Genomic DNA, 25,499 nt, shown 5'->3' with positions numbered 1-25,499 from the left:
GTAGTTGAGTGATGTTTGACTAGTATCAATCATTGAGGAGTGTAAACTTTGTCATTAAAAGTATTTTTAGAGCTAGTTCAAATTGAAGCAAAAACCGCTAGTGTCTTTCCGTTTTTAATTGGTGTTTGCTTTAGTTGGTATAACTATCATGTTTTAAATTTAGGATTTGTAATTTGGTTTTTCATTGCCATGCTTTTGTTTAACATGGCAGTCGATGTTTTGGATAATATTAGTGATTATCATCATGCAATTGATGTGGATGACTATAAAAAGAATACTAATATTATTGGTCGTGAGAACCTATCATTAAAGCTAGTTTTTACGATTATGATCACTATGGTAATCATTTCCGCCGTGATTGGAATCGCTCTCGCTTGTATAATTGGGTGGCCATTACTTATAATGGGGGTATGGTGTTATCTAGTAGGAATTTTTTATTCGTCTGGACCACATCCATTTTCAAGTATGCCACTGGGAGAGTTGTTATCTGGCGTTACAATGGGCTTCGTGATTATTTTAATTAGTGTTTATCTAAATGCGTTTACTGTTATTGATTGGAATGTTGCAACAATTTTAAAAATTATTTTAATTGCGATTCCAACATCAGTATGGATTGCTAATGTAATGTTAGCGAATAACATTTGTGATTTAGATGAAGATGAAAAAAATCATCGTTATACGTTGCCTTATTATATGGGTAAAAAGCAAGCAATTAACTTGTTTGCGGCACTAAATGTAATTGCGTTTGTTGCAATTATTGTTGCTGTGGTAATCGGAATTGCTCCTTGGACAATGTTATTAGCATTGCTCGTGGTGCCAATTGTGATAAAGCAGACACGGATTTTTATTGGTAAACAGGTCAAAAAGGAAACTTTCATGACCGCAATTAAGATTTTAGCAATTGGTTCATTAGCACAAGTTGTTAGTTACGCAGTTGGAATATTTCTTTAAGGAGTGGAAATTATGACAGAAGTAGTAATTTTAGGTGCAGGATATGCCGGGCTCAGAGCATTAGGCGTTTTACAAAAGAGTAAAGAAGATATTCACGTAACATTAGTTGACCGGAATGATTATCATTATGAGGCAGCTGATTTACATGAGGTTGCGGCTGGTACGCAAGATCAAGAACGAATTTTATTTGATATTAATGATGTTGTTAAAAATGATAAAACAACCTTTATTAAGGGTAATGTTGTAAATATTAATCGTGAACAAAAGGTTGTCGAAGTTTCTGACCAACCAGAATTACATTATGATTATTTGATTGTTGCACTAGGATTTGTTTCAGAATCATTCGGTATTCCAGGTGTTGATGAAAATGCACTTTCAATGGTTGATGTTGATCAAGCACTTAACATTCGCAAACATCTCGAAGATCAAATGGCTGAATACACTCGTACCCAAGATGAAGAACATCTTAAAATTATTGTCTGCGGGATGGGATTCACCGGATTTGAATTAGTTGGGGCATTGGTTGAAGCTAAACCAACTTTGGCTAAGTTAGCCGGTGTGAGTCCAGAAAAAATTAAAATCGTGACCGTCGAAGCATCAACTCACTTATTACCAATGTTCCCAGAAAAGTTAGCTGACTACGGTACGAAACAGTTAGTTGCCTGGGGCGTTGAAATGTTAAACGGTAAGATGATTAAAGCTATCAAACCGGATACCGTTGTATATCAAGACAGTGAAGATAAAAATGATCTAGCGGAAGTAACTGCTAAAACTATTATTTGGACGACCGGTGTCCGTGGTAGTAAAGTAATGACGGATGCTGGCTTTGCTGAAAAACGTGGACGAGTATTAGTTAACAAAGATTTAACTGATCCTGATTTTTCAGATGTATTTATTGTCGGTGATGTTGCTGCTGCAATGGATGAAGCATCTGGACGTCCATTCCCAACCACAGCACAAATTGCACTTGTGATGGGTCACTTGGCCGCTGAAAATATTATTCATAAAGTGAATGGTGAAGCTACAAAAGAATTTGCCTTTAAGTCACTTGGAACCGTTGCTTCAATTGGTAATGCTCACGCCTTTGGACTAGTTGGAAAGACAACGGTTAAAGGATATTTAGCTTCTGTAGCTAAAAAGGGTATTATGGATAAATCATTACTTGAAACTGGTGGTTTTAAAGAAGTGCTATCAAAGGGTCGTTTTGATTTCTATCATTAGACATAAAAAATAAATTTTAGCCAAAAAAGTTTCTCAGTTAATCAACTGGGAAACTTTTTATTATATTAAATGCCAAGGAAATGTTCGGCTAGCAATACGTGACCATAATTGTCAAAATAAGACACCTAGTTAGCAATTAAATCACCCTGACAGTAAATTGTACCGGTTTGAGCTACTACCTCGCAAAAGTGTTCAAAATCAAATTTTCAACTGGATTAAATCTCATTGAAAGTTTCATGTGAAACAATTATAGGGGCAATTTATTGGCCCAATGATTAATAGGTCCGTATTTATGACCAACTTTAATTTCTGTTTGAATGGCGTTAGTAACGAATTCACGCGCGATCCTAATTGATTGCTCAACATTAGTTCCCTTAGCTAGTTCGGCTGCAATAAACGCACTTAGGGTATCGCCGGTTCCATTGCGACGATCTGTATCAAAAAATTGTGCAGGAAGCCAAAATTCTTTACCATTTTCTAATAAGACAAAATCATCAACCGTTTTTTGACTATTACCTGTTCGTTGGCCTTTAATCATTACATTTTTTGTACCTAATGATTGTAATTCATGTGCGGCAGCCTTAATCTCTTCGGTTGAATTTAGTTTTCGGCCGACAATGTGTTCAGCTTCATAAAAGTTAGGAGTAATAACTTCAGCTAACGGAATTAAACGATTTTTGAGGGTTTCAAAAGCGTTGCTTTCCAAAAGTAATGCGCCATGTTTCGTTATAATAACTGGATCTACCACTAATTTACCGAAACTATATTTTTCTAAATTATCGGCAACCGTATTAATTAAGTCAGCATCGGCTAACATACCGGTTTTGACCGCTTTAATATCTAAATCATCTGCAAGCACTTCAAATTGTTTACTGATAAAAGGTAAGGGAAGCGTAAAGGAATCGTGAATTCCATATGAATTACCAGCGACTACTGCGGTCATTACAACGGTTCCATAGGCTTTACGCATGAAAAAACTGTGTAAGTCGGCTTCAATCCCAGCAGAGCCATCGCTATCTGATCCGCCAATTACCATTACTTGTGGATACTCATTGGTCATAGTTGATACCTCCAAATGATTTTTATGTTTCAATCAGTATACGTTACTATCGATTAAATGTTAATAATTCTGAATCGGTAAAATAAAAGACTCAATTCCGGATGGAATTGAGTCTTTATTAGTATTAATCGTTATCTTTTTCTTTGGTTTGTTTCTTGTGATTATTACGATGAGATTCTTTTTCATCATCGTCATCATTGTCAATATCATCTTGGTCTTGTTCAGACTTAGGAAGTTCGACAACTTCGAATTCATTGATATAAGCATCATTGAAATCTAGTGGTGTGATGCGGAAATTATCAACGATAACCGTTTCACCTTTTTTGATGTTAGGGTTCTGGTCGATGACATATCCAGTTAAAGTAACCATTTCTGATTCTTCGAAAACATTAATTTCAGCTTTGAAGAAGCGTTCGAAATCATATAAGGTAACTTTTCCAGAAATCTTATAATGCATATTGCCATCATCGTCAGAGCCAAGCTTTTCAACTAAATCTTCAGCGACGTCATCAATTTCATCACGAACAGTTCCAAATAATTCTTCGTAAACGTCTTTATCGGTAACAATTCCAGATGTTCCACCATATTCATCTTTGACGACGACAATCGGAACTCGATGTTGAATCATTTCTTGTAAGACGTCAGTAATTGCTTGGGTTTCAGAAACCACCGGCATATTGCGAAGGACGGAACGTACTGAAGCATCGGAGTTAATGCGTCCTTGACGAACTAAATCGTATGAGAAGACATATCCAAGGATTTTATCTTTATCGTTATTGGCAACAACAGGCATACGGGTATATTTTTCATCAAGGTAAGTATTTAAGGCATCTTGAATCGAGTCTTGAATGTCTATAACTGTTAGCTGGGTACGGTCAATCATAATGTCTGCAGCAACTTTTTCATTCATCTGAAAAGCGCGCTTCATGAACATCAAGTCTTCTTCTTGTAATTCACCAGCATCCGCAGCATCCTTTGATAAAGATAAAATTTCATTTTGTGAATAAATATCTTCATCAGGAATAGCATTAAAGCCAAGCAATTTAGTAATTCCAATTGCTGCACGGTCAAATAGCCAGATTAGAGGGTAAAAGATTACGTGGAAGAACATAACAGGACGAACAATAAGAAGTAACACTTTGACTGGTTGATCAATTGCGATGTTCTTTGGCACAAGGTCAGTGAAAACAGCGTGAATAAATGTGAACAACAGAATAGCCGCAATTGAAGAAATGCTCTTGGCATATTCAGGAGGCAAAATGTTAGCATTAATTAAGAGGGTTGCGATGAATTCTTCACCTAACCAACCTAAAATCAAGGAAGTAAGAGTAATCCCAACCTGTGCAGTCGAGAGATATTCAGTCATATGATCAATCATATGAACTGCATGATCAATATTTTTAGACTTTTTCTCTCTGGCTGATTGAAGGGTCTTTAACGCACTAGGGCGCACCTTTACTAACGAATATTCTGTCAAAGTAAACAGAACAGCTAAAGCTAAAATAATAACGATTATCACTAAGTTTATGATAATAGACGGACCGGAATCCATGACGTACCTTCTTTCAAATTTTGTAGTAGACTCTATTATACCAAATAATCTACTAATAAGTAGTTAATTTATTTTAAATAGAATAATTCGATTGTACTAATTTTTAGATAAAATGTCGAATATTATCCCTAATTATGATTGTAAGCGCTATAATTAATGAAAATTTAGATAAGTGAGGTAGAAAATAATGGATACAACTGAATTTGATAATATGATGGCTGAACGACCATATGATGTGAATGATGAAAAATTATTGCATGACCGGTTAGTTGCCAGAAGATTGTTTGAAAAATTAAATCAAACTGATTTTGAAGATGAAACGACCCGTCACGAACTAATTAAACAGTTATTTGGTAGTTGTGGTGATCGGATTGATGTACGACCAAACTTTATATGTGATTATGGTTATAATATCCATGTTGGTGACAACTTTTTTGCTAATTTCGACTGTATTTTATTGGATACTTGTCCAATTACGATTGGAAAGAACGCTTTACTAGCACCGAGAGTGCAATTATATACAGCTAGTCATCCATTAGATGTTAACTTAAGAACTAAATGGATTGGTACTGGTGCGGCAATCACAATTGGCGATAATTGTTGGTTAGGTGGGGACGTGAAGGTTGTTCCAGGCGTTACTTTGGGCGACAATGTTGTCGTTGGGGCAGGATCGGTAGTGACCAAATCATTTGGAAGTAACGTTGCAATTGCCGGTAATCCAGCCCGAATAATTAAAGAATTAGCACCGTTAGCGGCTGATTAAGAATTAACTTCCTGTTCTTCACTTAAAAGATTAATCGTTTCACCATTGGATTTACGTTCAGCAATATTACTTTCACCCCAAAGACAGAGTTGATGTAGGATGGCATTCAAACTGTTGCCACGGTCAGTTAAAGAATATTCAACTTTAGGTGGAACTTGTTCATAAATTTTACGATTTACAATACCATCGTTTTCAAGCTCACGCAATTGTTGCGTGAGCATTTTTTGTGTAATTTGAGGAATTGCCCGACGGAGTTCACCGGTTCGTAAAGTTTGTTGTCGTAGATGACATAAAATAATTGATTTCCACTTACCGCCAATGATATCCATAGTTGCTTCAACGCCAATATTATAAGTTTTATCAGGCATAATTGATTCTCCTTAAGATTGTATAGGTACTTTTAAGTATCTACAGCACTTTTTAGTGCGTAATTTACTATTTAACACTGGACAGTATAATTAATTTTTGTTGTTAGGACAAGTTAAAGATATTAGGAGAATTCAAATGGATACAATGATTAAACAAGAACGTAAAATTTCACCCACACTAACATTGTTAGCTTTGGCAGTGAGTGCGTTTGCAATTGGTTCAACCGAGTTTATTAGTGTTGGGGTTATGCCACTGATTATGCAAACTTTTCATGTTAGTTTGGCAACGGCTGGATTAACGGTTTCAGTATATGCGGCGGGAGTGATGATTGGAGCACCAATCTTCACTAGTTTAACTAGTCGGGTACCGCGAAAGGTGTTATTACTTTCAATTATGATTACTTTTATAATTGGTAATTTAATTACAGCAGTGGCGCCCATTTTTTCAATTTTATTGGTTGGACGTGTGGTAGCGGCGTTTGCCCATGGATTATTTATGTCAGTGGCAACGGTAATTGCTGCGAGCGTGGTTGATCCAATGCGACGAGCATCTGCGATTGCAACGATGTTCACTGGATTAACAGTCGCAACCGTAACGGGTGTACCACTGGGAACATTTATTGGCCAACATGCAAGTTGGCGGATTTCATTTATTGTAATTGCATTGATTGGTTTGGTTGGGTTAATCTCAAATATAATCTTAGTGCCAAAAGAATTACCAATGCCAGCAAAAATTAAACGTGGTAGCTTAATGAGAATGATTAAAGCACCTGTTGTCTTGTTATCATTAATTGTGACAGCCGTCGGATATGGGTCTAGTTTTCCAGTTTATTCGTATATGACTACTATTATTTCAGACCAAGGTTGGAGTGACTCAGCTAGTGTAATTATTTTAATTATCTATGGCCTGGCAGTTGCGATTGGTAATACGATTGGAGGACGTGTAGCCAATGAAAAGCCACTTAAAGTATTAATGATGATGTTTGGGTCAATGATTCCGATGATGCTATTAATGTTGATTGGTTTACAAGCACAGATATTTGGCTTAATTTTGATCATTGTGATGGGATTGCTAGCGTTTATGAATGTTCCAGGGTTACAATTATTTACAATGCAAGCTGCTGAAAAATATACGCCTAATGATGTCCAAATGGCCTCAGCTTTTAATATTGCTGCTTTTAATTTAGGAATTATGGTTGGTTCATATGTCGGTGGTATAGTTGCTGACGGAGTAAGTTTATATCTTACGCCGGTGGCTGGAGCAATTATGGCGACTGTGGCTTTGGGGTTAACATGGTTATTAAATCGGCTTCATACTGACTAAGTACAGGTTGGTTTGGTATACTGAGTGAAATAAATCATTCAGGAGGCATCTTATGACCGTTTTCTATTTTATCCGTCATGGACAAACCCTTGGCAACACACAAGGAATCAGTCAAGGTACCATTAATACAGAAATTGCTTATTTAAATAACCACGGTAAACAACAAGCCCAAAAATTACATGATCATTTTGATATTAATTTTGCGGACCGAATCATTGCCAGTCCACTAGTCAGAACACAACAAACGGCAGAAATTGTAAATCAAACTGCAAATCTACCAATTGAATTGGATGATCGGATTAAAGAAATTTCCTATGGCGATTGGGATGGTACTAAGAAAAGTGAATTGAAACAACAATTTCCAGCTTTGTTTAGCCCAATTAGTGATGATGTGGTTCCAGAATATTATAAAACGGCGCACGGTGAATCATTTTTAGATGTTGAAACTCGGGTTGCTAATTTTATGCAAGACATGTCTGTTAAATATCCGGATGAAAAAATTATCGTTGTTAGTCATGGTTTTACAATCCGAAGTGCAGTTGTGAATGCGTTGCAAGTTAAAAATCCGTTTGCGGTGCCTGAACCTGAAAATACAAGTGTAACTAAAATTAGTTTGTTGAATGAGGGACAATCAGTATTAAACTATTTTAATAGAGTGTATTAAAATATAATTAAATGTTAGATAAGAGTGATAGGTAATGGAGAAATTACGATTATATATTTTGGGATGGGAAAACCGCTGGCGATGCATATTCAGTTTCCGATTTTTTAAGTTAATTGATTTATAAGGGGAACAGTTATGGGATATGTATTTCTGAGTGTAGCAATTATAGGTGAGTTTTGTGCAACTAATTTTTTGAAACTGTCAGACGGTTTTCATAATTTAAGTTTTACTGCGGCATCAATGTTAGGGTATTTAGTAACATTTTATTTTTTATCACTATCTTTAAAAACAATTGAAATGGATGTCGCATATGCTATATGGGCAGCGGTAGGAATTGTACTAATTGCACTTTTCTCAGTGGTGTATTGGAAAGAACCTTTGAATTTGCCAAGCATCTTTGGAATTGCGCTGATTGCAATTGGTGTATTGATCTTACAATTATTTGGTACGGGTGAACATTAAGCGAAAAGGAACTTCCTATGGAAGTTCCTTTTTCTGTATTTAACTACCTTTTAGTTAAAATTATATGGCTGTTAATCTATGCAATAGTGATGTTGTAAAATAATATACCAATCAATTATCGTTAAAATAATTCCTGTGATAATGGCTCCAACACATGAAATCGTTATAATATTTAACAGGCTAATATTTAGAGATACTCCAGTTTTGAAACAGATCAACGCTAAAATAGTAAATAAAATTAAACTATTAAAGACTGATGCAACAAGCAATACTGCAAATATAATGAGATTTTCTGATAACCGTTCCTTAAGTAGGTCTAATTTAGTAAAACCTAATTGTGTCAATTGAACAAGATTGTTAATTTGTTGTCGACCATTTAACATAGTTAACGAAATAATATTGGCGATAACTAAAATTAATGGAGCTCCAACATACACGATAAATGATACAACAACATTTTGAATGTCAATTTGATTGGGACTAGTAAAACCAAAAAGGAGTTCATATAAGCCCACTAAAAGTGTCTGAACAATTAATAAAGGGATAATAGTGGTAGTGATTCGCTCTGAGTTTGCAATTGCTTGTTTCTGTGCTGTACCACCGATAGCTGTTTTATTTGTTGGCAAATATTTGGTCATAATAAAAATTATCCAAGGAAATAGGCCACGACCACTTGATAATTGCAGAGTGATTAATAAAATTAAAGTGAAATATAACGGTTGAATTTCAGCATTTGTAATTATGGATGGGTGAGCTGAAATATTAATGGGTGAGCTAATTAATATTGAGATAATAATGATAGTGATTCCAATCAAACAAACTGTGGTTAATAAATTTGATAGATTTAAAAATTTTTGTTTAGTTTTTTTACTTTCATCGAGTTGCTTTAAACATTTTTTGGTTCGTATAAAGCCGGTGATAAAGCAAGTGACTGCAATAATTCCACTAGTTATTATTAAAATCAAAACTGAAAATTTAAAAGGGACAGTAGGGAGCCAGTCACTACCTAGATTTTTTTGAAGTAGATAGTAAAACGGTGCTACTGTAATTAGACTTATAAAATAGCCAATAATACTGCTAAGTAATCCAAGAATCATTAATTGAACTCCGACCAGTCTTGAAATTTGGCGGGGAGAAGCACCTAAGATGGCCCATAATTGATATTCAAGTTGCATCTCTTTTAAAGCGCTGCTAATAATTCCTCCGAGAACGAAAAAGAGAGTTAGACCACCAAAAATCATTGGAATGATAAATAATGGTGATGGATCATTAGTTAATCTGGTCGTACTTGATAAAGCAGATTGAATTGAAAAAATACCAGTTAAACAAAAGCCAATTAACCATCCGGCTATTATGAAGATGAAACTGGCGGTTAACCAAACTCGCCAAGAATAACGAAATTGGTAAAATCCCATGCTAATCATGATGATACTTTTTCTGCAAGATGCATTGCTTCAAGTAACGTTTGTTCTGATGGATGAGTGAATTCTTGAACCAGACGACCATCGCGTAGGATTAAAGATCGATCAGTTTGAGATGCTTGTTCAATATCGTGGGTTACCATGACAACACAAACCCCAAACTTTGTTAATTCGCGTAATTTTGAAAAAATTAACTGCCTTGATAAGGAATCTAATGCACCCGTTGGCTCATCTGCAAAAATAACTTGAGCATGCATCATTAACGCCCGGGCAATAGCTACTTTTTGTTGTTCACCACCAGATAGTTCAGCTGGATATTGGCTAAGTGCTGCTTGAAAATTAAAATCATCCATTAATTTTTTTACATCATGACGATTAATTTTTTGATGTGACAGGCGTAAGGGCAACACGATATTATCATATGCTGGTAGAGCCGGTAATAGGTTGTATGACTGAAAAATATAACTGATTGTAGTTCGACGTAACCGTGCAAGTTGTCGCTCTGATGAAGTACCCAATGACTTACCTGCAATGGTTACTTGGCCAGAGGTTGGTCTAGTTAATCCAGAAATGCAGCGTAATAAGGTTGTTTTACCAGAGCCTGAAGGTCCTAAAATGCTAACGAATTCGCCTGCAGTAGCTTGAAAATTAACGTCACGTAGAATTTTAATATCAGGTTGATTTTTGTTTTTACTTTTAACTGATTTTCTGATGTTTTGTGCGTCGACTATAAATTCCATAACTATCTCCTATCTTACTCAGGTTATTTATCAACTCTGGGAGTGACTTCGTAAACGATTGAATTAATGTTATAACGATAGTAGGTTCGTAATATTTGGCACATATATTTTGTTATTTTCCATAAGATTGGAATTATTATTACTGCTACCAAAGTCATGATGAGGCTAGCAATAAATTTACTGATTGAAAAAGTAACGGTTCCGATAGCTACTTGCCAAATTAGGACGATGGGCGCTACTGTACATGCTAAAGCAGTTCCCCAAAATGCAAGCTGGATTGATACTAGAACAACTGCAATTATCCAAAAAAATAAACAATTTAATATTAGAGATCCGATGAAAGCAAAAAAATTAAATTGATGTACAATGATCCGATCTTCCCCAAAAAAGTAGCTGGTATCAACATTAAATAGTTTTGCCAAGTCTTGTACGGCTTTAATTGGTGGGGTATGTTTATCGTTTTCCCACCGAGCAACTGTTTGTTGAGTAATGTAGAGTTTTTCGGAGACTTGATTTTGGGTTAGGTTATTTTCTTCGCGTTTTTCTCTAATACGTTGGCCAATTGATTTGTTCATTACAAACCCTCCCTGGTTAGAACACTTGTAGTAAAACACTAAAATTATTAAATAGATAACAATTTATTTGATAAATAAGAATAATACTTATATATTGTCTATATTAAATCATCAATATTGTTTACAGACAAAAAGAAACGTCCCCAATTTGATTAAGTTATTTCCTCGGAAATAACTGATGGTTTAATTAAGCTTAAATAAGAAGGTAAGATAATGACTAAATTTACAGATGAACTCAATTTTGGTAGTGGAGCCAAACTCAAAAATCGTTTAATGATGTCTCCAATGACAACCACTCAGAGCTTTTATAATGGTGAGATTACGCAAGATGAAATTGAATATTATCGGGACCGCGCTGATGGATTGGGTGCAGTTATTACTGGAGCAGCTAATGTTGAGGATTTAGGAAAAGGCTGGTTTGGAGAGCTAAGTGTTGCACATGATAATATGATTCCAGGATTGTCAGCCTTAGCTAAAGGGATTCAAAGCAAGGATACGAAGGCGATTTTACAAATTGTACATGCAGGTCGGATGACGCATCGTGCGGAACTAAATGGGCAACAGATTGTCTCGGCGAGTGATATTCCTGCACTACGGGATGATGCAGAAACACCACGTCCGCAAACTTTAGCAGAAGTAAAAGCTACGATTAAATCATTTGGTGAAGCCACACGACGAGCAATTCAAACTGGCTTTGATGGGATTGAGTTGCATGGTGCTAATACGTATTTAATACAGCAATATTTTTCACCACATAGTAATCGACGGACGGATGAGTATGGTGGAGATCTTGCGCACCGATTTAATTTTATTAAAGAAATATTAATCGCCGTTTTTGATGCAGTTGATAAGTATGCAACTGAACCGTTTATTGTTGGATATCGTTTTTCACCCGAAGAGTTTGAAACACCAGGAATTAGAATGGCTGACACTAAATGGTTGGTTGATCAATTAAGTGAATCACGGTTAGATTATTTACATGTTTCGTTAAATAAATATGCAAGTATATCGCGTGATGAAAATTATCATAATCAAGGTCGGTTAGCATACGTTAGAGAGTGGGTTAATGGTCGTAAACCAATTGTTGGGGTTGGTGGGGTTCGAACAAGAAAAGATGTTGAAAATGTGCTTCAATCAGTAGATTTAGTTGCCGTTGGTCAACAAATTTTGTTTGATCCAACGTGGGCGATTAAGCTTAATTCTGGTCATGACGAAGCGATGGTTCAAATACCGTTTAAAGATGCGGTTGAAATCACACCACTATCGTTACCGTTATATGAATTTGTGGCGGCAAGATATCATAGTTAGACACCTTATATAGAAAATATTAATAATGAAACTGCAATAGCGACTAAAAATCGCTATTGCAGTTTTTTTGTTATATATGCATAAATTATTACATTAAATTTTTGGTTGGCCATATTGTGGCCAACCAAATTATTATAATTATAAATAAACGCTACGTATCGTTGGGAATGTTATCAATATGGGGGATTTTATGAATATATTAGGTGATTTAGTAGAGGTTATTTTGCATATCATACTTTTTAGAAATTAGTTTTTTTGAAGAGCTATCTGTAAATTAATCTCGAAAGAGGAATGAAAATGAATAGTAATCAAAGAATTGCGGAAATGATTGTGCGTTTAGATGAAGGTGAACTATTAAATGTAAATAATTTACAAGATCGATATGAAATTAGTGAGCGAACTTTACGACGATATGTTAAAGAAATTCAATATGTACTATTAGAGACAAATGCAGGTCAATTAAACAAAAAAGATGGTGCGCTGCGATTAGATCGTAGAAGTAAAAAGATAAATTTTGATGCAGCTTTGGCAACGGGACAAGTGGTAATTGGAAGCCGTGCATTTAACACAATAGAATTGGAACAAGTACTTGAGTTTATTGGGTCATGTTTGCCGACATCGCAACAAAGCGATCTGAAATATCAGCTTAATGATTCGAAATATGGGTATATTCCATTATCTGATCCTAAACCAGCGTTAGATATGATTAAGCAAGTTACCAAATGTATTACTAATAAGCGTCAAATGATTTTTGAATATCGGAGTAGTCGGGGTGATATTAGTATTCATCATGCCGTTCCACTTAGTTTATTTTTTGAGGTCCATTATTTCTACGTTGCAATGGAGAGTGAAGAACATAATACTATTTGGCACTATCGTTTAGATCGGATTATTGAAATTAAAAATACGGTCGCAAGAAAAAAATCTAATCGCCAACCTGATTACTCCATTAGAAATCATAAGAAATTAACTTATTTACAAGATATGGGTCCAACTGAAAGAATTGTATTTGAATATCGAAACTATGTGCAAACTGCTCTTGATGCTTTTCCAAGTTCGGAAATCATTAAAACAAATAGTGATGGAAGCCATATTATTAGAAGCTATGTTAAAGTTGGTGGTGCAATTTTGTGGTTACTTAGTCAAGGATCAGAGGTTAAAGTGTTATCGCCATTGAGTTTAGTTAACCAGATGCAAGACAAGCTAAAAGAAGCACAACAGCGGTATGAGGAATAATTAGTAAGTTACTAACGATTTTAGTAACTTTTTTATTTGGCCATAATTTGGCCATTTGAATATTTATAATAATTGTGATAAATAGGGAATTAATCTTTGGAGGAAGTATTATGAAACATGGAAGTAAACGAAAAAATATTTGGGTAATTATGGGATTGGTATTAGTAATTGTAGTTTGTCTGGGATTTGGAGGATATAAATTATTTTATGGTAATCACACAAGTAGTGATAAAAACGAAACTGCTGTTCATCAGCAAAAAAATTCTTGGAATAAAACTAAAGATAAAAAGTTGAATCAGTTTATGAATCAGTGGGATAGTGATTATGAACAAGCCACTAATAGTAAAAAAATAAAATTTTATCACAATACAATTCCAACTAATTTAAAAAATACTAAGCTGACGGTGAATGATAAAAAAGTTACGGTTGCGTGGTCAATTAAAGGGACCGGAACCAAAGATTATCAGATTGTATCAGCATATACTGATGCACCGACAAATGATGATGATCCAACTTTGTATTTATTTACGATGCATAACGGTACACCAGTTGTTTTAGAAACTGATGATGACAGTGAAACGTTAGATTTTTCGAAATCTAAAAATGATGATTTAGTTGATAATTTTAAAAATGTTGTCGATGGCAAGCAAATTGAGACGGTGAAATCAAGTTCGTCGAGTTCCGAACAAAGTAGTGAAAATAGTTCATCAACGTCTAGTGAAATTTCATCTTCTAGTAATCCATATGAATCCAAGATTTCAGATGATGAATGGTACATGCTTGCATACTTAGATTTGCATAATATCAACTTTGATACATTATCTGATTACACACCGGCGTTATACATTAAATCAGACGAAAGAGGAAGAATTTTTTCTTTGTCAACAGCATTTTCTGTAGCTATTGAAAAAAGTATTGATAGTAATAGCGTAACAATTGTAAGTGTAATAAATAAGGTTACTAAACCATTAGAGTATGAACCACGTGTGTATGGAAAAGATGCTTTGATAGCTAAATTTATCCAAAGTGATAGTGATTTTACAACACTTAAGTCGACAACTGATGATGCGATATCACTTGGGTATTCTCAATGATTTAGTTTTTCAAAATGTATAATGATTCTTATCAGATGCGACAAGGTAATTGGGATTATCGTAAGACCCATCAAGGAATTGATTTGAAAAATAAAACCGTTGGAATTCTTGGCTTTGGTCGTATAGGTCAAATGGTTGCTGCAATGTTACAAGTATTTGGAGTTAATATCTTAATTTTTGATCCTCATGCTAGTGATGTTGAATTTGGTGAGCTAGTTTCACGTGAAACAATTTTTGAAAAGTCCGATATTATAACAATCCATTTACCATTAGTGGATGGAACTCGTGGTAGTATCAGTACACATGAGTTTGAAAGTATGAAGTCGACGGCGATGATTGTTAATTTAGCGCGTGGCCCAATTGTTGACACCGATGCGTTAGTAACGGCGTTAAGAACTAATGAAATTGCGGCTGCTGGATTAGATGTTTTTGACGAAGAACCGTTAGCGATGAATAGTCCATTGTTTGAATTGGAAAATGTGTTGGTTACACCGCATATTGCTTCTAATACCGTTGAAACTAAAAATCGAATGGCGGTTGATGCCGCTTCTGAAATTGATCGAGTATTACAAGGAAAAAAGCCACAATGGGCAGTTAATCAATTTTAAAAGTTAAAAAAGCAGACCATTTGGTCTGCTTTTTGATTGGAAATATTTATTTAGATTTAGTATTTGTTTTTTTAATCGGTAATAACGCAACAATGAATAAGGCGACTGCTCCAAAAGTCATACCAAGAAAGGCTGCATTAACACCATGCATAGCAGCACCTTGAGCAGATAAATGTTGAGAATTATTAGTAACAAAAGTCATTAGACTAACAAAAATAGCTGACCCAATAGCACCGGCAATGGTTCGAAGTGAGGTTAATAAAGCAGTTCCATGAGCCATCATTTCTGGTAAAAAGTTACTCATACCCCAAGTGATTAAAGGCATCATTAAGCAACCGATTGCCAAACTACGGATGATATTAAAACTAGCAATCATAAGTAATGAAGTGTTGATATTGATAAATACCATGCAAAGATTACTAATAATAAGTCCGAGACTACCAGTGATAAATAATCTACGAATGCCAAAACGGTCGTAAATTTTACCAGCAAATGGGCTGAGAATTGCCATTGCTAAAGATCCGGGTAAGGTTACTAAACCTGAGACGGTGGCTGAAAATCCTTCTACCGATTGAATTAAAAGTGGCAAAATAATTGAAGATCCCATCATAGCGAAATACAATAACATGCTGCCGATTAAACTAAGGGTAAACGCACGATGCTTTAAAATACGTAAATCTAAGAATGGATCAGCTTGACTTAATTGACGACGAGCAAAGATGACAATCGCAATGATACCAAGCAAAATTGGTAATAAAACGCCAGCTGAAATAAATTTGTAAGTGCCGATATTACCAATTCCAATGGTAATGCCTGCATATGCAATGGCACTAATCATAAATGAAAGGGTATCAAAGTGCTTTTTACGCGTTTCTAAAACGTTTTTGAATGCCAAAGATGCAACGATAAACGATAAAATCATGATAACGATAACGACGTAAAAAATCATTCGCCATCCACTGTAATCGACAATAACTCCGGCGATTGTGGGCGCAATAACCGGAGCTGCGCCAATTGATAATCCGTACCATCCCATAATAGTACCCCGACGTTCAGGCGGGTAAATGGTCAGCAAGATTACTTGTGCCATGGCTGATAAAATTCCGTTACCACAGGCTTGGAATAGACGACCAATCATGAGGATGGTAAAATTAGGAGCAAGTACAGCGATTAAAAGGCCAACAATAAATAAGACAATCGCAGTTAAATAGAGCTTTTTGGTTGGAAATTGAGTAATTAAAAAAGCGGTTAGAGGCATAACGATTCCCATGGCAAGCGAATAGCCACTGGTTAGCCATTGTCCGGTAGTAACAGAAATATTAAATTCTGTAATCATTACTGGCAAGGCAGTAGTGAGGGCGGTTGCCATCATAGTTGAGGCGATGACAGTGATTATTATATTAATGAAAATCCAAGTTCGTTGTTTATCGCGCATATAGTACCATCCTTCAATTATTAATCCAACGTTTGTTGCTTTAAATACTATACACGTCTTAAAAAGTAGTTCAATCAACAATTTGATGGCGAATGTTGGGTTAATAACAAAAGAAATGAGGAGTAAATGAATACAAAAGATAATCAACGAGGAATTAATTCAGTAGCTAAAATTGAACAAGCTTTTTTAGAATTGCTCACGACTGATTTACGAAATAAGATAACGGTTAAAGCAATTTGCGAGATTGCTCAAGTAAATCGGACAACCTTTTATGCACATTTTACGGATATTAATGATTTAGTCACTCATATTCAAGAAAAAAAGCAGCAAGAAGTGGTAGTAATGATTGATGAAATTTTATTACCTGATTTGAGTAATTTTGTAGATGCCATTACAAAATTGTTTGAATTTGTCGCAAACAATCGGGTCTTTTATGCAGTCTATTTAAATTATCATTCAGGTATTTCATTAGTTGATTCACAAAAATTACAAACTTTTTCAAAATTAAAAATGCCCCAGCTATCTCAATCTAAGCAAGCTCGTGAGTATCGAATGAACTTTTTTATAGCTGGATTAGGAGCGGTGATCAGACAGTGGATTAAAAATGATTGCCAAGAATCACCAGTGGTGATGGCACAATTAATTGAAGCAGAATATCAAATACAAAGTAAAAGTTAAAATTTAATTTCTTCAACATATTCAAGCTTTCGATGATAATCAAGTTCGACAAAATCAGTAGGACGCACATTACCAGCAGATTTATCAAAATAAGTTATCTCAGCAATTTCTAACATCCGATAGACAAATTGAGAGCAAAACATAATGTTGCGGCGTAATGAGTGTTTTGTAACTAAACCAAGAATGTTATAGGCGCTGCCGGTTGTGTTAATTTTACGAATGGTATCAAGGACGATTTCTTTTTGTTCACGGGTTACAGGTAGTCGATAAATTAAGATGCTGGCTTGATTATTTTTATGGAGTGAAGAAAGCATTTCAGGATTAAGACCAGGCGGATAAACTCGTTCGCCACCATTATAAGAAGTGATTGTCGACAGATCACGGTCAAAACTTAGACTGGCATGATTAAATTGCTTTTGGGTAAACAATCCAATGACTTCACTGGCGGGGCTACCAGTATTTGAAATAACAATATATAAATTAGGGTCAGTTAGTGACTGTTCAGCGCGTTTAAAAAAATCAGTATCAAGTGAATGATTATTGATGTAGTTTAAGTTGCTGTGACGATGAAGGTCGCCAAATAAATTTTTGAGATTATCGGTTGAAAGCACATGACCTACATTTACTACGCTAGATTGAATGATTTGACGATTCTTTTTAAATTGGTCAAAGCTGATAGTGGCAAGTTCACCGAGTGAAGGAAGATAGAAAACATCATTATTACGACGCATCACAGCCCACTCTAATAAAAAGGGTAGCGGTAAAATTGCCGCTGCGATAATTCGTAATAATAAATGTTCATCAAGGGACACATTGGCAATGAAAATAATTTGAATCGTCATTACAGCTAAATAACCAATTGATAGAATACCTTTAAGTTGAATAGAATATCGGGTGGTCAAACAGACTTTAATTGCTAAAAAGCTGGCAATTAAAATACTTGCAACGATAAATAAAGGCATTGTTCCAAAAATTGCCATGATGATGAGTATCGTTAATTCAACTCGTTCTAATAATTTTTGGAAATTAAAGATATCGTTCATATAAAATCCCTTCATGGAAACTGCTGGTGCAATTGTACCATGAATGGTAATTATTTATTTTAAGTAGTCAGATTAAACCAGGAGTGATGATAAATTTTGTTTCGAGTCAAATTATTTCCCGGGACATCGGTGTGAATGTTATTTTTAAAGTAATTTAATCAAAGTATTCGGGTTCTGTTACAATATAACCAACTGTTAGTTCAATTAGCAAAGGAGAAAATATGCTATTCATTGCCACGTTAGCGGGTTTACTGCTGGCAGATCAGGTCGCGATTCACTTATGTCGTCGAGTTGAAATTCCAGGGGTTGTTGGAGAGATTTTAATTGGAGTTATTTTAGGACCGGCTTTATTAGGTTGGGTTCATTTGAATTCATTGTTAAATGAATTTCAAGTTATTGGGGTCATCATTTTAATGTTTATTGGTGGGTTAGAGAGTGATCTTAACCTATTGAAGAAATATATTAAACCAGCGATGGTAGTTGCAGTGATGGGAGTAGTTGTTCCTTTTGCAGTGATGGGATTAGCCAGCTATGCATTCGGTTTTCCATGGCTAGCGTCATTATTTATCGGAACGATTTTTTCAGCGACCTCAATCAGTATTTCAATTTCAGTGATGAATGAATATCACTATTTAGAAACTAAAGAAGGAACTGTTATTTTAGGCGCCGCGATCGTTGATGATATTATTGGCGTATTAATGTTAAGTCTCTTAGTTGGCTTTATGAGTGGTGGCAATCAAGCTGCTGGTCATACAACGAATATTGGTTTGTTATTATTGGAACAGGCCGGATTCTTTGTTTTAGTATACTTATTAGTTCGCTGGTTAGCGCCATACTTAATGCGATTAGGTGAACATTTACTGTCTCAAGTTTCAGAAACGGTGATGTCATTAGTTATCTGTCTGTCATTAGCTGCTGCTGCCGAATTTGTTGGCTTAAGTGCGGCTGTTGGTGCCTTCTTTGCAGGGGTGGCCGTAGCACAAACTAAAAGTCATTCAAAGGTTGAACATGGAATTGAACCAATCGGTTATGCCGTATTTATTCCAATCTTCTTCATTAGTATTGGTTTGAATATTAAATTTGAACACTTGCTGGAATCACTACCATTTATTATTATCATGACCATTCTAGCTTGTCTTACTAAGTTATTAGGTTGTGGTTTAGGTGCCAAAATGAATGGTTTCACTTTGGATAGTAGCTATTTAGTCGGTGCGGGGATGATTTCCCGGGGCGAGATGGCTTTAATTACAGCACAAATTGGGTTTGAAGCCCATTTACTATCAGAAACGTATTATACTGATGTAATTATTGTAATTGTGCTAGCGACAGTAATTGCACCGTTTATGTTAAAACATGCGATTAAACGACACGCGAAACACGAAGTTAGCACAGCGTAAATAAAAATGATTCACCAAATTTAATTGGTGAATCATTTTTTATTTAGCCATATGAATGATGATGAATAACAAGTTGCTGTTAGTTGCTTCATCGAAGTCTTGACCAATATCTGAAGTTTCAAGGATTTTAGCCGGACTTAAATCTAAATCAAGGATATGATTGACGTATTCTAATACAAATAGTGGCATGGCATCTTCGATAATGTTGATATTATCTTCGGATGAAGTAAATAAATCATGATCGTAATTTTGTTCTGAAATTTTTAGGGCATTGTTGGAAGCTTCTAAGGCAGAAACGCCAGCTTGCATTAAGTAATACTGGCTATCGTCTGGGGCTGTAATTTGTGATACGGAGACCATATGCTCGGGTTGTTGGTTACCAATGCCTTCTAAAAATTCGGTGATTTCAGCAGTGATTTTAATTGATGAATCACCAAGCATGTCCGTCATTATTTGTAGGATATCGTCAGAGTTAATTGTATAGATTGATTGATCACGATTAAAATTATTTTTTGTATAGCCGTTTTTGGATACGGTAGCAAAGTTTTTTAATGTCCGTTCAGTTGGGAATAGTTGGGTTGCTGTTCCCGTTAGTTGGGACTCATCCGTATTAGTGAAAGTTCCTAACGCATAGACACCTTCATGTTTGTCATATTTTGCTCGTTGGTTGGCGTAAATAGTGCCTAAATTTTCGTTTTTCAAGTGAGACTCCTTTAAATGCAATCTTTATTAACTACTAGATTAACATATTTTGACTTTTAATTCGTTATCAAATAAAAAGCTAGAACAACTATTAAATAGTAATTCTAGCTTATGCGATATTTAGTTAATTCATGATTGATTAAACGTAGTGGATGGTTAATCCAGACATGCGCACACGACCAGTTACATTAACTTTTGGGCCGTTAATATTGCCATGCCCTTTTTCTTCAATGCCACCCATATAATTATTGACATTAATATTTAAATTCCAATCAGCAGGTACAAAAATATCAGTACCGCTTAAATCAATATCTAAAATAATGCTGGCAGAATCGCCTTGGATAATTGATTTATCAAAATAAACTTTAGTACCAGCCATGTAGGCAGTAATCGTGGCACTTTTGAAATCAGATTCTTGGACGTAACGGACACTACCGGTAAAACGATTATCAACTTCGACGTGACCGTCAACCGTACCATTAATAGTTTCAACGTCTGGATCGATTGCATGGCGATACATGTCACGACGGTGATGCATCATCCATTCGCCATGATGCCAGATTCTTGAGTCGTGAAAAATAATCGAAATTCCAATTGCCAATAAAAGTGCCGTGATTAAAATTGTAAAGGCACCAATGTGCCATCCAAATGGACCTGATAAGACAATTACCTCGAAGGCAAGTGAAAAAATTATACCAACGATACTTTTAGAAAAAATACTGTGAATCAAGATGGCGATAATCACAATTGATGCAATAATTGTAAATACTGGCAAGTCAGTTGTGATGATGCCTGTTTGCGTCCCGATAAAGCTACCAGCGGCAGCAATAAAAAATAGTCCCCAGAAGATTCTGAAAAATTTCATAATATTTACCTCGTTTGATTTAATTTTTCTTTTAACGTTTTGGCTTAATGCCGAGATGCGTAAATTTGTTTATGTGAATTCTGAAATTCAATCAATACATTTGAGAGTGATCTGGTTAATGCAAAAATCTGATTGGTATTTACGATTGAAGATTTAGAAATCCGAATGAAACTATCTGGTAAAGAAGCTTCTAATTCGTAAAGTCGATATTTGGTTGTGAAAACATCATCAGCGGTATGAGCGTGGACTAAGCGTTCGTCAGTTTCAAAGAACAGAATGGAATTGATGCTTAAATAGTACTCGCTATCGTTTTTATAGAATCTTAATTTTGGCGTAGAAATCGCGTTTTCTTCTAACATTTTAGCTAAATGTTGGATTGAGTTACTGTCACGCGGTGCCTTAATAATAACTTCAGTGTCTATTAAATTTTCATCGAATTCGAATGTGATTTTCATGACGGAGTTCCTTTCCAAATATTATTACACCATTTCAGTCGAATCTTGTAAATAAATTATGTATAAGTGGAGAATATTTTAAGCCAAGTGGTTAGTCATGATTCGAAATGTTGTTCATCTTTACCAAAGTTGGTTATGATTAACAGTAAGTAGAACTAGTAAATCAGAAATGAGGGGTAAATATGAAAGTATTTGGATATCAAACGTTTGGTGGACCTGAAGTTTTTCAAGAAATGGAAGTTGATGATCCAGAAATTACAACGGAAAATCAGGTTGTGATTGAAACACTAGTTGTGGGATTAAATAATTTTGAACGTGCCCAACGTGCCGGGATGTTTGGTGGGGAATTGCCCATTGTTCCAGGGCGTGATTTAGTTGGTAAGATTATTAAAATTGGAGATAACGTATCTGACTTTAAAATTGGGGATGTTGTAATTGCGCATGCTGGTCCGGCATATGCAGAAAAAGTGGTTACCACGCCGCGCCATTTGGTTAAAAAGCCAGCTAATGTGACTAATGAAGATGCCGTTGCGTTAATTACCCCAGGGATTACCGCTTATAATATGCTAACTCATTTTACCCAGGTTAAACGTGGAGATACTGTTTTAGTTAATGGGGCATCTGGTGGAGTTGGAACTATTATTGTGCAAGTGGCTAAAGCTTTAGGCGCATACGTAATTGGAGTTGCGTCATCACGAAATGAGCAATTACTTAAAAACTTAGGTGTCGATGAAATTGGGTTATATGATCAAGAAGAGGTTGGCACTAAGTTTGCTAACCGCGCGGACGTTGTTTTGAATGCAGCAATGAATGGTAATAATGATGCATTAATCGATCAAGCAGTTAAACCAGATGGACAAGCCGCAACCGTGGGACAAAGTACTGAACTAATTAATAAACCCAATGTTAAAGTTGCTGGTGTTCAACCAATTGCAGAATCAATTAATCAACTGGCGTTAATTGAGTTAGCTAAAATGTTGGCTAAAAACGAGATTAAAGTCGATATATTTAGAGAACTACCATTCACATTGCAGGGAGTAATTGATGGCCATGAACTTTTAGAAACATCACATGCACCTGGTCGAATTGTGTTAGTTCGATAAGACTTAATTTAGATTAGATAAACAAATACTTCTTGATGAGGTATTTGTTTTTTTATTGAAAATGTTCCATGTGAAACATAGCCGTTATTCTTTTGTTAATGCTGTAATCAATGGTATTCTAGAACAATCAATGGAGGATTAATAATGACAGCGAAATTATTTTATCAACTTACAGAAATATATACGACACCACTAGATTTAATGTGGTTGATCCTAGCCGCAAGTTATTCATATTATTATTATGGAACGTTTAATTGGACGTTTGCGGTAATGGCGTTAGTCTTAGTATTTATGTTTCATTTAATTACGAATATGCAAAATAATTATATGGATTATGTGCATGCTTCAGATGATGGATCTTATAAAACCAAAACTAGTACCATTGGTAAAAACGAAATTAATTTAAAATCAGTTAAGACTTGGCTATATTCATTAGCAATTATTCCCGTAATTGGTGGTTTGGCATTAGCCTATTTTACTGGTCCAGTCACATTAGGTATTGGAGTATTAGCGGTAATTATTGGTTTGGCATATTCAGCTGGCCCTAAGCCACTTAATTCAACTTTTTTTGGTGAATTTGCCGTTTCATTTCCAATCGCAATTTGTATTCCAATGACTTATATCTATCTGGGAAGCCTCAACTCATGGCAGTTTGATGGGGTATCAATGCTACGAGCAGCAGCAATTTCATTAGTACCATTTTTAATTTGCTATATATTACAATTGGCAAATAATACTTGTGACTTGGAAGAAGATATTCAAAATGGCCGTAAAACATTAGCATATTATCTTAAAAAGCCAACTATTTTCAAATTATTTACGATTATGTTCTGGGCCTCAGCCATTATTATGTTGCCATTAGCGCTTTTTCGTTTGGCACCAGTGACAATTTTATTGAGTTGGGTGGTTTATTTTCAAGCATGGCAAAAATCAAAAGTATTTTTTACTAATCAAGATAAAGCCACGGTTTATGGAATCTTAGTTAAAAATATTTCACAAATTATTGTAGTTTATGTATTACTCTTTATGATTGGCACGATTTTAGAAAAATTATTTTAATTAAAACGATAGCATCTGATCAGGATTTGATCAGATGCTATTTTTAGTTAATTGGTAATTGAAACAATGCGAGCGAGTCCATCTAAATTTTGGTTAAATGCATGTTTAACAATTGGGGTCAATAAAGTGAGTGGTAGATGATTGTCAGAAGCCGGATTGACAAATAATGATTCACTTACCTGAACTATTTGGTCGGTTTGAGTGATGTCGAAGACCAAATCATAAGCTAAGCGACCACCGGTGCTTTGGTAAGTAACCGATTGATTAGTTGTAATTACCGTAATCATTTCCGTTTGATTAAATGCGTTATCAGTCCGAGTGATTTTAAAAGTATTGTCAACTTCGTCAACCGTCATGATATCTGGAACCCAATTAAGCAACCGAGTTGGATTAGTTAAAATATTAAGTACTTCATTAGACTGCCCTTGAAATGTAACCACGTTTGTAAATAGTTTTTTGTTCATAAATATTACCTCCTTTGGTTTTGTAACCCAATCATAATCGGAAGCGCTGAACAGATAAAATAAGTATTCTTATATTTTTAAAATTGTTTGAAAACTTTTTCGTTAAATAAATCTGCAAATATTTGTGATCGTTGTTCATATTCGATTTTAATATTTTGTTCATCAGTGGCCTCTGAAACGTGAGCTAAAAGAAAATAATAATTGGCTAACATATAATGAGAATTATGTGCAGTAGTAAACGTAATACCAAAATTAATCCAGTGGGCTGCGATAGTCCAGTTACTTGATTTAGCGGCAGCACATGCTGATAAATATGGAATGATATTTAGATTTTCAGTATAGTTAATAGTTTCAATTTTGTTTGTAGCTAACATGATTTCTTTGTCTACTGAATTAGGCTGGTGGATAATTGATTTGATAACAGCGATAGCCGCATGAGTTAATCTAGTTAGGGTGTTAGAATCGGTACTATTTTCGTGACTACTTAATGAAAGTTTGAATGAATTTAATACTTTGTTGTGGTCAGCGCCGGTTTGGATTTGGGCAATGCCAAGATAATAATAGTAGGCTTGAGTTTGTAAATCAGAATTGATTAAGTCAAGCGTGTCATCATTATTTAAAAAATCAAGTAACTGTTGATAATGGTGATTATTACACAAGGTGGAAAGTTGATTATTTAATTCTTGATTATTGCTAATATGATAATTTGTGGATAAGCTAATTTCAGCGATGCTAATATTTAGTCGTTCACATAAAAGAATTAGCAATTTGGCGTTTGGCATATATTTACCATGTTCAATTGATGACAACATCGGTTGTGAACAGATATCTTGTGACAGTTCTTTTTGAGAAAGATGCTGTGAAGTACGAGTATTTTTAATAGTCTCCCCAAGTTCGTTATTCATAGCGACTCCTTTAGATTTTGATATGATACTATCACTTAAAATTAAG

Annotated in this window: 27 protein-coding genes; 14 read left to right on the top strand and 13 right to left on the bottom strand. The window is 35.1% G+C overall.

Annotated features, from left to right (window positions below):
• Positions 1 to 48: 48 nt before the first annotated feature.
• Positions 49 to 951, top strand: coding sequence for a prenyltransferase (locus FC70_RS06370; RefSeq protein ID WP_057890157.1), 903 nt, complete (start codon positions 49 to 51; stop codon positions 949 to 951).
• 12 nt (positions 952 to 963) lie between these two features.
• Positions 964 to 2,172 carry an NAD(P)/FAD-dependent oxidoreductase gene (locus FC70_RS06365; protein WP_057890156.1) on the top strand — a complete coding sequence of 403 codons (1,209 nt, stop codon included), beginning with the start codon at positions 964 to 966 and terminating at the stop codon, positions 2,170 to 2,172.
• A 247-nt stretch (positions 2,173 to 2,419) separates the two neighbouring features.
• On the opposite strand, the gene thiD is transcribed toward FC70_RS06365, so the two are convergent.
• Both thiD and FC70_RS06355 read right to left on the bottom strand, forming a co-directional pair.
• The gene (thiD, locus tag FC70_RS06360; protein ID WP_057890155.1) at positions 2,420 to 3,232 is read right to left on the bottom strand and encodes a bifunctional hydroxymethylpyrimidine kinase/phosphomethylpyrimidine kinase; all 813 of its coding nucleotides are present in this window, start codon (positions 3,230 to 3,232) and stop codon (positions 2,420 to 2,422) included.
• A gap of 124 nt (positions 3,233 to 3,356) precedes the next feature.
• Positions 3,357 to 4,784 carry a hemolysin family protein gene (locus tag FC70_RS06355; RefSeq protein ID WP_057890154.1) on the bottom strand — a complete coding sequence of 476 codons (1,428 nt, stop codon included), beginning with the start codon at positions 4,782 to 4,784 and terminating at the stop codon, positions 3,357 to 3,359.
• A gap of 187 nt (positions 4,785 to 4,971) precedes the next feature.
• Between FC70_RS06355 and FC70_RS06350 the strand changes: the two genes are divergently transcribed.
• Positions 4,972 to 5,547 (top strand): sugar O-acetyltransferase, encoded by a 576-nt coding sequence (locus FC70_RS06350; RefSeq protein WP_057890153.1) that lies wholly within the window; start codon positions 4,972 to 4,974, stop codon positions 5,545 to 5,547.
• On the opposite strand, the gene FC70_RS06345 is transcribed toward FC70_RS06350, so the two are convergent.
• Positions 5,544 to 5,915 carry a winged helix-turn-helix transcriptional regulator gene (locus tag FC70_RS06345; protein WP_057890152.1) on the bottom strand — a complete coding sequence of 124 codons (372 nt, stop codon included), beginning with the start codon at positions 5,913 to 5,915 and terminating at the stop codon, positions 5,544 to 5,546. The two genes, FC70_RS06350 and FC70_RS06345, sit on opposite strands and share 4 nt — an antisense overlap.
• 136 nt (positions 5,916 to 6,051) lie before the next feature.
• Here FC70_RS06345 and FC70_RS06340 point away from each other — a divergent pair, with 136 nt between their 5' ends.
• From FC70_RS06340 to FC70_RS06330, 3 genes are all read left to right on the top strand, one after another.
• Positions 6,052 to 7,239 (top strand): MFS transporter, encoded by a 1,188-nt coding sequence (locus FC70_RS06340; RefSeq protein ID WP_235804082.1) that lies wholly within the window; start codon positions 6,052 to 6,054, stop codon positions 7,237 to 7,239.
• A 52-nt stretch (positions 7,240 to 7,291) separates the two neighbouring features.
• The gene (locus tag FC70_RS06335) at positions 7,292 to 7,903 is read left to right on the top strand and encodes a histidine phosphatase family protein (RefSeq protein ID WP_057890151.1); all 612 of its coding nucleotides are present in this window, start codon (positions 7,292 to 7,294) and stop codon (positions 7,901 to 7,903) included.
• Positions 7,904 to 8,038: 135 nt separating this feature from the next.
• On the top strand, positions 8,039 to 8,365 hold the full coding sequence (locus FC70_RS06330; protein WP_057890150.1) for a DMT family transporter: 327 nt from the start codon (positions 8,039 to 8,041) through the stop codon (positions 8,363 to 8,365).
• Positions 8,366 to 8,436: 71 nt separating this feature from the next.
• On the opposite strand, the gene FC70_RS06325 is transcribed toward FC70_RS06330, so the two are convergent.
• From FC70_RS06325 to FC70_RS06315, 3 genes are all read right to left on the bottom strand, one after another.
• Positions 8,437 to 9,606: an FtsX-like permease family protein gene (locus tag FC70_RS06325; protein WP_162253445.1), complete on the bottom strand. Its 1,170-nt coding sequence runs from the start codon at positions 9,604 to 9,606 to the stop codon at positions 8,437 to 8,439.
• Between the two features lie 179 nt (positions 9,607 to 9,785).
• Positions 9,786 to 10,526, bottom strand: a complete 741-nt coding sequence (locus FC70_RS06320; RefSeq protein WP_112278639.1) for an ABC transporter ATP-binding protein — start codon at positions 10,524 to 10,526, stop codon at positions 9,786 to 9,788.
• 23 nt (positions 10,527 to 10,549) lie between these two features.
• Positions 10,550 to 11,101 carry a helix-turn-helix domain-containing protein gene (locus FC70_RS06315; protein WP_057890148.1) on the bottom strand — a complete coding sequence of 184 codons (552 nt, stop codon included), beginning with the start codon at positions 11,099 to 11,101 and terminating at the stop codon, positions 10,550 to 10,552.
• 213 nt (positions 11,102 to 11,314) lie between these two features.
• Between FC70_RS06315 and FC70_RS06310 the strand changes: the two genes are divergently transcribed.
• From FC70_RS06310 to FC70_RS06295, 4 genes are all read left to right on the top strand, one after another.
• Positions 11,315 to 12,409 carry an NADH-dependent flavin oxidoreductase gene (locus FC70_RS06310; RefSeq protein ID WP_057890147.1) on the top strand — a complete coding sequence of 365 codons (1,095 nt, stop codon included), beginning with the start codon at positions 11,315 to 11,317 and terminating at the stop codon, positions 12,407 to 12,409.
• 297 nt (positions 12,410 to 12,706) lie between these two features.
• Positions 12,707 to 13,645: a helix-turn-helix transcriptional regulator gene (locus tag FC70_RS06305; protein WP_057890146.1), complete on the top strand. Its 939-nt coding sequence runs from the start codon at positions 12,707 to 12,709 to the stop codon at positions 13,643 to 13,645.
• A 110-nt stretch (positions 13,646 to 13,755) separates the two neighbouring features.
• Positions 13,756 to 14,739: a DUF4767 domain-containing protein gene (locus tag FC70_RS06300; RefSeq protein WP_057890145.1), complete on the top strand. Its 984-nt coding sequence runs from the start codon at positions 13,756 to 13,758 to the stop codon at positions 14,737 to 14,739.
• Between the two features lie 14 nt (positions 14,740 to 14,753).
• On the top strand, positions 14,754 to 15,347 hold the full coding sequence (locus FC70_RS06295) for an NAD(P)-dependent oxidoreductase (protein WP_083478658.1): 594 nt from the start codon (positions 14,754 to 14,756) through the stop codon (positions 15,345 to 15,347).
• Positions 15,348 to 15,393: 46 nt separating this feature from the next.
• Here the strand turns inward: FC70_RS06295 and FC70_RS06290 are convergent, their stop codons facing one another.
• A complete protein-coding gene (locus FC70_RS06290) occupies positions 15,394 to 16,782 on the bottom strand; it encodes an MDR family MFS transporter (protein WP_057890143.1) in 1,389 nt (462 codons plus the stop codon).
• A gap of 126 nt (positions 16,783 to 16,908) precedes the next feature.
• On the opposite strand from FC70_RS06290, the gene FC70_RS06285 reads away from it, so the two are divergent.
• Entirely contained in the window at positions 16,909 to 17,460 is a 552-nt protein-coding gene (locus FC70_RS06285) for a TetR/AcrR family transcriptional regulator (protein ID WP_057890142.1), read from the top strand.
• Here FC70_RS06285 and FC70_RS06280 read toward each other — a convergent pair.
• Positions 17,457 to 18,518: a hypothetical protein gene (locus FC70_RS06280; RefSeq protein WP_235804081.1), complete on the bottom strand. Its 1,062-nt coding sequence runs from the start codon at positions 18,516 to 18,518 to the stop codon at positions 17,457 to 17,459. The two genes, FC70_RS06285 and FC70_RS06280, sit on opposite strands and share 4 nt — an antisense overlap.
• A 206-nt stretch (positions 18,519 to 18,724) precedes the next feature.
• Between FC70_RS06280 and FC70_RS06275 the strand changes: the two genes are divergently transcribed.
• Positions 18,725 to 19,900, top strand: coding sequence for a cation:proton antiporter (locus FC70_RS06275; protein ID WP_057890140.1), 1,176 nt, complete (start codon positions 18,725 to 18,727; stop codon positions 19,898 to 19,900).
• A gap of 39 nt (positions 19,901 to 19,939) precedes the next feature.
• Here the strand turns inward: FC70_RS06275 and FC70_RS06270 are convergent, their stop codons facing one another.
• The 3 genes from FC70_RS06270 to FC70_RS06260 all read right to left on the bottom strand — a co-directional run bounded on the left by FC70_RS06270 (position 19,940) and on the right by FC70_RS06260 (position 21,922).
• Positions 19,940 to 20,602: a hypothetical protein gene (locus FC70_RS06270; RefSeq protein ID WP_057890139.1), complete on the bottom strand. Its 663-nt coding sequence runs from the start codon at positions 20,600 to 20,602 to the stop codon at positions 19,940 to 19,942.
• Between the two features lie 139 nt (positions 20,603 to 20,741).
• Positions 20,742 to 21,467: a LiaF transmembrane domain-containing protein gene (locus tag FC70_RS06265; protein WP_057890138.1), complete on the bottom strand. Its 726-nt coding sequence runs from the start codon at positions 21,465 to 21,467 to the stop codon at positions 20,742 to 20,744.
• A gap of 44 nt (positions 21,468 to 21,511) precedes the next feature.
• Positions 21,512 to 21,922 (bottom strand): LytTR family DNA-binding domain-containing protein, encoded by a 411-nt coding sequence (locus FC70_RS06260; protein WP_057890137.1) that lies wholly within the window; start codon positions 21,920 to 21,922, stop codon positions 21,512 to 21,514.
• 182 nt (positions 21,923 to 22,104) lie between these two features.
• On the opposite strand from FC70_RS06260, the gene FC70_RS06255 reads away from it, so the two are divergent.
• On the top strand, positions 22,105 to 23,025 hold the full coding sequence (locus FC70_RS06255) for an NADP-dependent oxidoreductase (RefSeq protein WP_057890136.1): 921 nt from the start codon (positions 22,105 to 22,107) through the stop codon (positions 23,023 to 23,025).
• A gap of 144 nt (positions 23,026 to 23,169) precedes the next feature.
• Positions 23,170 to 24,084, top strand: coding sequence for a prenyltransferase (locus FC70_RS06250; RefSeq protein ID WP_057890135.1), 915 nt, complete (start codon positions 23,170 to 23,172; stop codon positions 24,082 to 24,084).
• Positions 24,085 to 24,131: 47 nt separating this feature from the next.
• Here the strand turns inward: FC70_RS06250 and FC70_RS06245 are convergent, their stop codons facing one another.
• The gene (locus tag FC70_RS06245) at positions 24,132 to 24,548 is read right to left on the bottom strand and encodes a hypothetical protein (RefSeq protein WP_057890134.1); all 417 of its coding nucleotides are present in this window, start codon (positions 24,546 to 24,548) and stop codon (positions 24,132 to 24,134) included.
• Between the two features lie 77 nt (positions 24,549 to 24,625).
• On the bottom strand, positions 24,626 to 25,453 hold the full coding sequence (locus FC70_RS06240) for a helix-turn-helix transcriptional regulator (protein WP_057890133.1): 828 nt from the start codon (positions 25,451 to 25,453) through the stop codon (positions 24,626 to 24,628).
• Positions 25,454 to 25,499: the final 46 nt, after the last annotated feature.

The sequence above is a fragment of the Paucilactobacillus oligofermentans DSM 15707 = LMG 22743 genome, from assembly GCF_001434315.1.
Classification (GTDB): Bacteria; Bacillota; Bacilli; order Lactobacillales; family Lactobacillaceae; genus Paucilactobacillus; species Paucilactobacillus oligofermentans.
Note: the sequence above shows the minus strand (reverse complement) of the source record. Positions and strands in the feature narration are given on the sequence as shown.

What these genes read in the sequence shown, in the direction of transcription:
- FC70_RS06365 (WP_057890156.1), top strand. Translation starts at nt 964, where the DNA reads ATGACAGAAGTAGTAATTTTAGGTGCAGGATATGCCGGGCTCAGAGCA.
- thiD (WP_057890155.1), bottom strand. Translation starts at nt 3,232, where the DNA reads ATGACCAATGAGTATCCACAAGTAATGGTAATTGGCGGATCAGATAGC.
- FC70_RS06355 (WP_057890154.1), bottom strand. Translation starts at nt 4,784, where the DNA reads ATGGATTCCGGTCCGTCTATTATCATAAACTTAGTGATAATCGTTATT.
- FC70_RS06350 (WP_057890153.1), top strand. Translation starts at nt 4,972, where the DNA reads ATGGATACAACTGAATTTGATAATATGATGGCTGAACGACCATATGAT.
- FC70_RS06345 (WP_057890152.1), bottom strand. Translation starts at nt 5,915, where the DNA reads ATGCCTGATAAAACTTATAATATTGGCGTTGAAGCAACTATGGATATC.
- FC70_RS06340 (WP_235804082.1), top strand. Translation starts at nt 6,052, where the DNA reads ATGGATACAATGATTAAACAAGAACGTAAAATTTCACCCACACTAACA.
- FC70_RS06335 (WP_057890151.1), top strand. Translation starts at nt 7,292, where the DNA reads ATGACCGTTTTCTATTTTATCCGTCATGGACAAACCCTTGGCAACACA.
- FC70_RS06330 (WP_057890150.1), top strand. Translation starts at nt 8,039, where the DNA reads ATGGGATATGTATTTCTGAGTGTAGCAATTATAGGTGAGTTTTGTGCA.
- FC70_RS06325 (WP_162253445.1), bottom strand. Translation starts at nt 9,606, where the DNA reads ATGATTTTTGGTGGTCTAACTCTCTTTTTCGTTCTCGGAGGAATTATT.
- FC70_RS06320 (WP_112278639.1), bottom strand. Translation starts at nt 10,526, where the DNA reads ATGGAATTTATAGTCGACGCACAAAACATCAGAAAATCAGTTAAAAGT.
- FC70_RS06315 (WP_057890148.1), bottom strand. Translation starts at nt 11,101, where the DNA reads ATGAACAAATCAATTGGCCAACGTATTAGAGAAAAACGCGAAGAAAAT.
- FC70_RS06310 (WP_057890147.1), top strand. Translation starts at nt 11,315, where the DNA reads ATGACTAAATTTACAGATGAACTCAATTTTGGTAGTGGAGCCAAACTC.
- FC70_RS06305 (WP_057890146.1), top strand. Translation starts at nt 12,707, where the DNA reads ATGAATAGTAATCAAAGAATTGCGGAAATGATTGTGCGTTTAGATGAA.
- FC70_RS06300 (WP_057890145.1), top strand. Translation starts at nt 13,756, where the DNA reads ATGAAACATGGAAGTAAACGAAAAAATATTTGGGTAATTATGGGATTG.
- FC70_RS06295 (WP_083478658.1), top strand. Translation starts at nt 14,754, where the DNA reads ATGTATAATGATTCTTATCAGATGCGACAAGGTAATTGGGATTATCGT.
- FC70_RS06290 (WP_057890143.1), bottom strand. Translation starts at nt 16,782, where the DNA reads ATGCGCGATAAACAACGAACTTGGATTTTCATTAATATAATAATCACT.
- FC70_RS06285 (WP_057890142.1), top strand. Translation starts at nt 16,909, where the DNA reads ATGAATACAAAAGATAATCAACGAGGAATTAATTCAGTAGCTAAAATT.
- FC70_RS06280 (WP_235804081.1), bottom strand. Translation starts at nt 18,518, where the DNA reads ATGAAGGGATTTTATATGAACGATATCTTTAATTTCCAAAAATTATTA.
- FC70_RS06275 (WP_057890140.1), top strand. Translation starts at nt 18,725, where the DNA reads ATGCTATTCATTGCCACGTTAGCGGGTTTACTGCTGGCAGATCAGGTC.
- FC70_RS06265 (WP_057890138.1), bottom strand. Translation starts at nt 21,467, where the DNA reads ATGAAATTTTTCAGAATCTTCTGGGGACTATTTTTTATTGCTGCCGCT.
- FC70_RS06260 (WP_057890137.1), bottom strand. Translation starts at nt 21,922, where the DNA reads ATGAAAATCACATTCGAATTCGATGAAAATTTAATAGACACTGAAGTT.
- FC70_RS06255 (WP_057890136.1), top strand. Translation starts at nt 22,105, where the DNA reads ATGAAAGTATTTGGATATCAAACGTTTGGTGGACCTGAAGTTTTTCAA.
- FC70_RS06250 (WP_057890135.1), top strand. Translation starts at nt 23,170, where the DNA reads ATGACAGCGAAATTATTTTATCAACTTACAGAAATATATACGACACCA.
- FC70_RS06245 (WP_057890134.1), bottom strand. Translation starts at nt 24,548, where the DNA reads ATGAACAAAAAACTATTTACAAACGTGGTTACATTTCAAGGGCAGTCT.
- FC70_RS06240 (WP_057890133.1), bottom strand. Translation starts at nt 25,453, where the DNA reads ATGAATAACGAACTTGGGGAGACTATTAAAAATACTCGTACTTCACAG.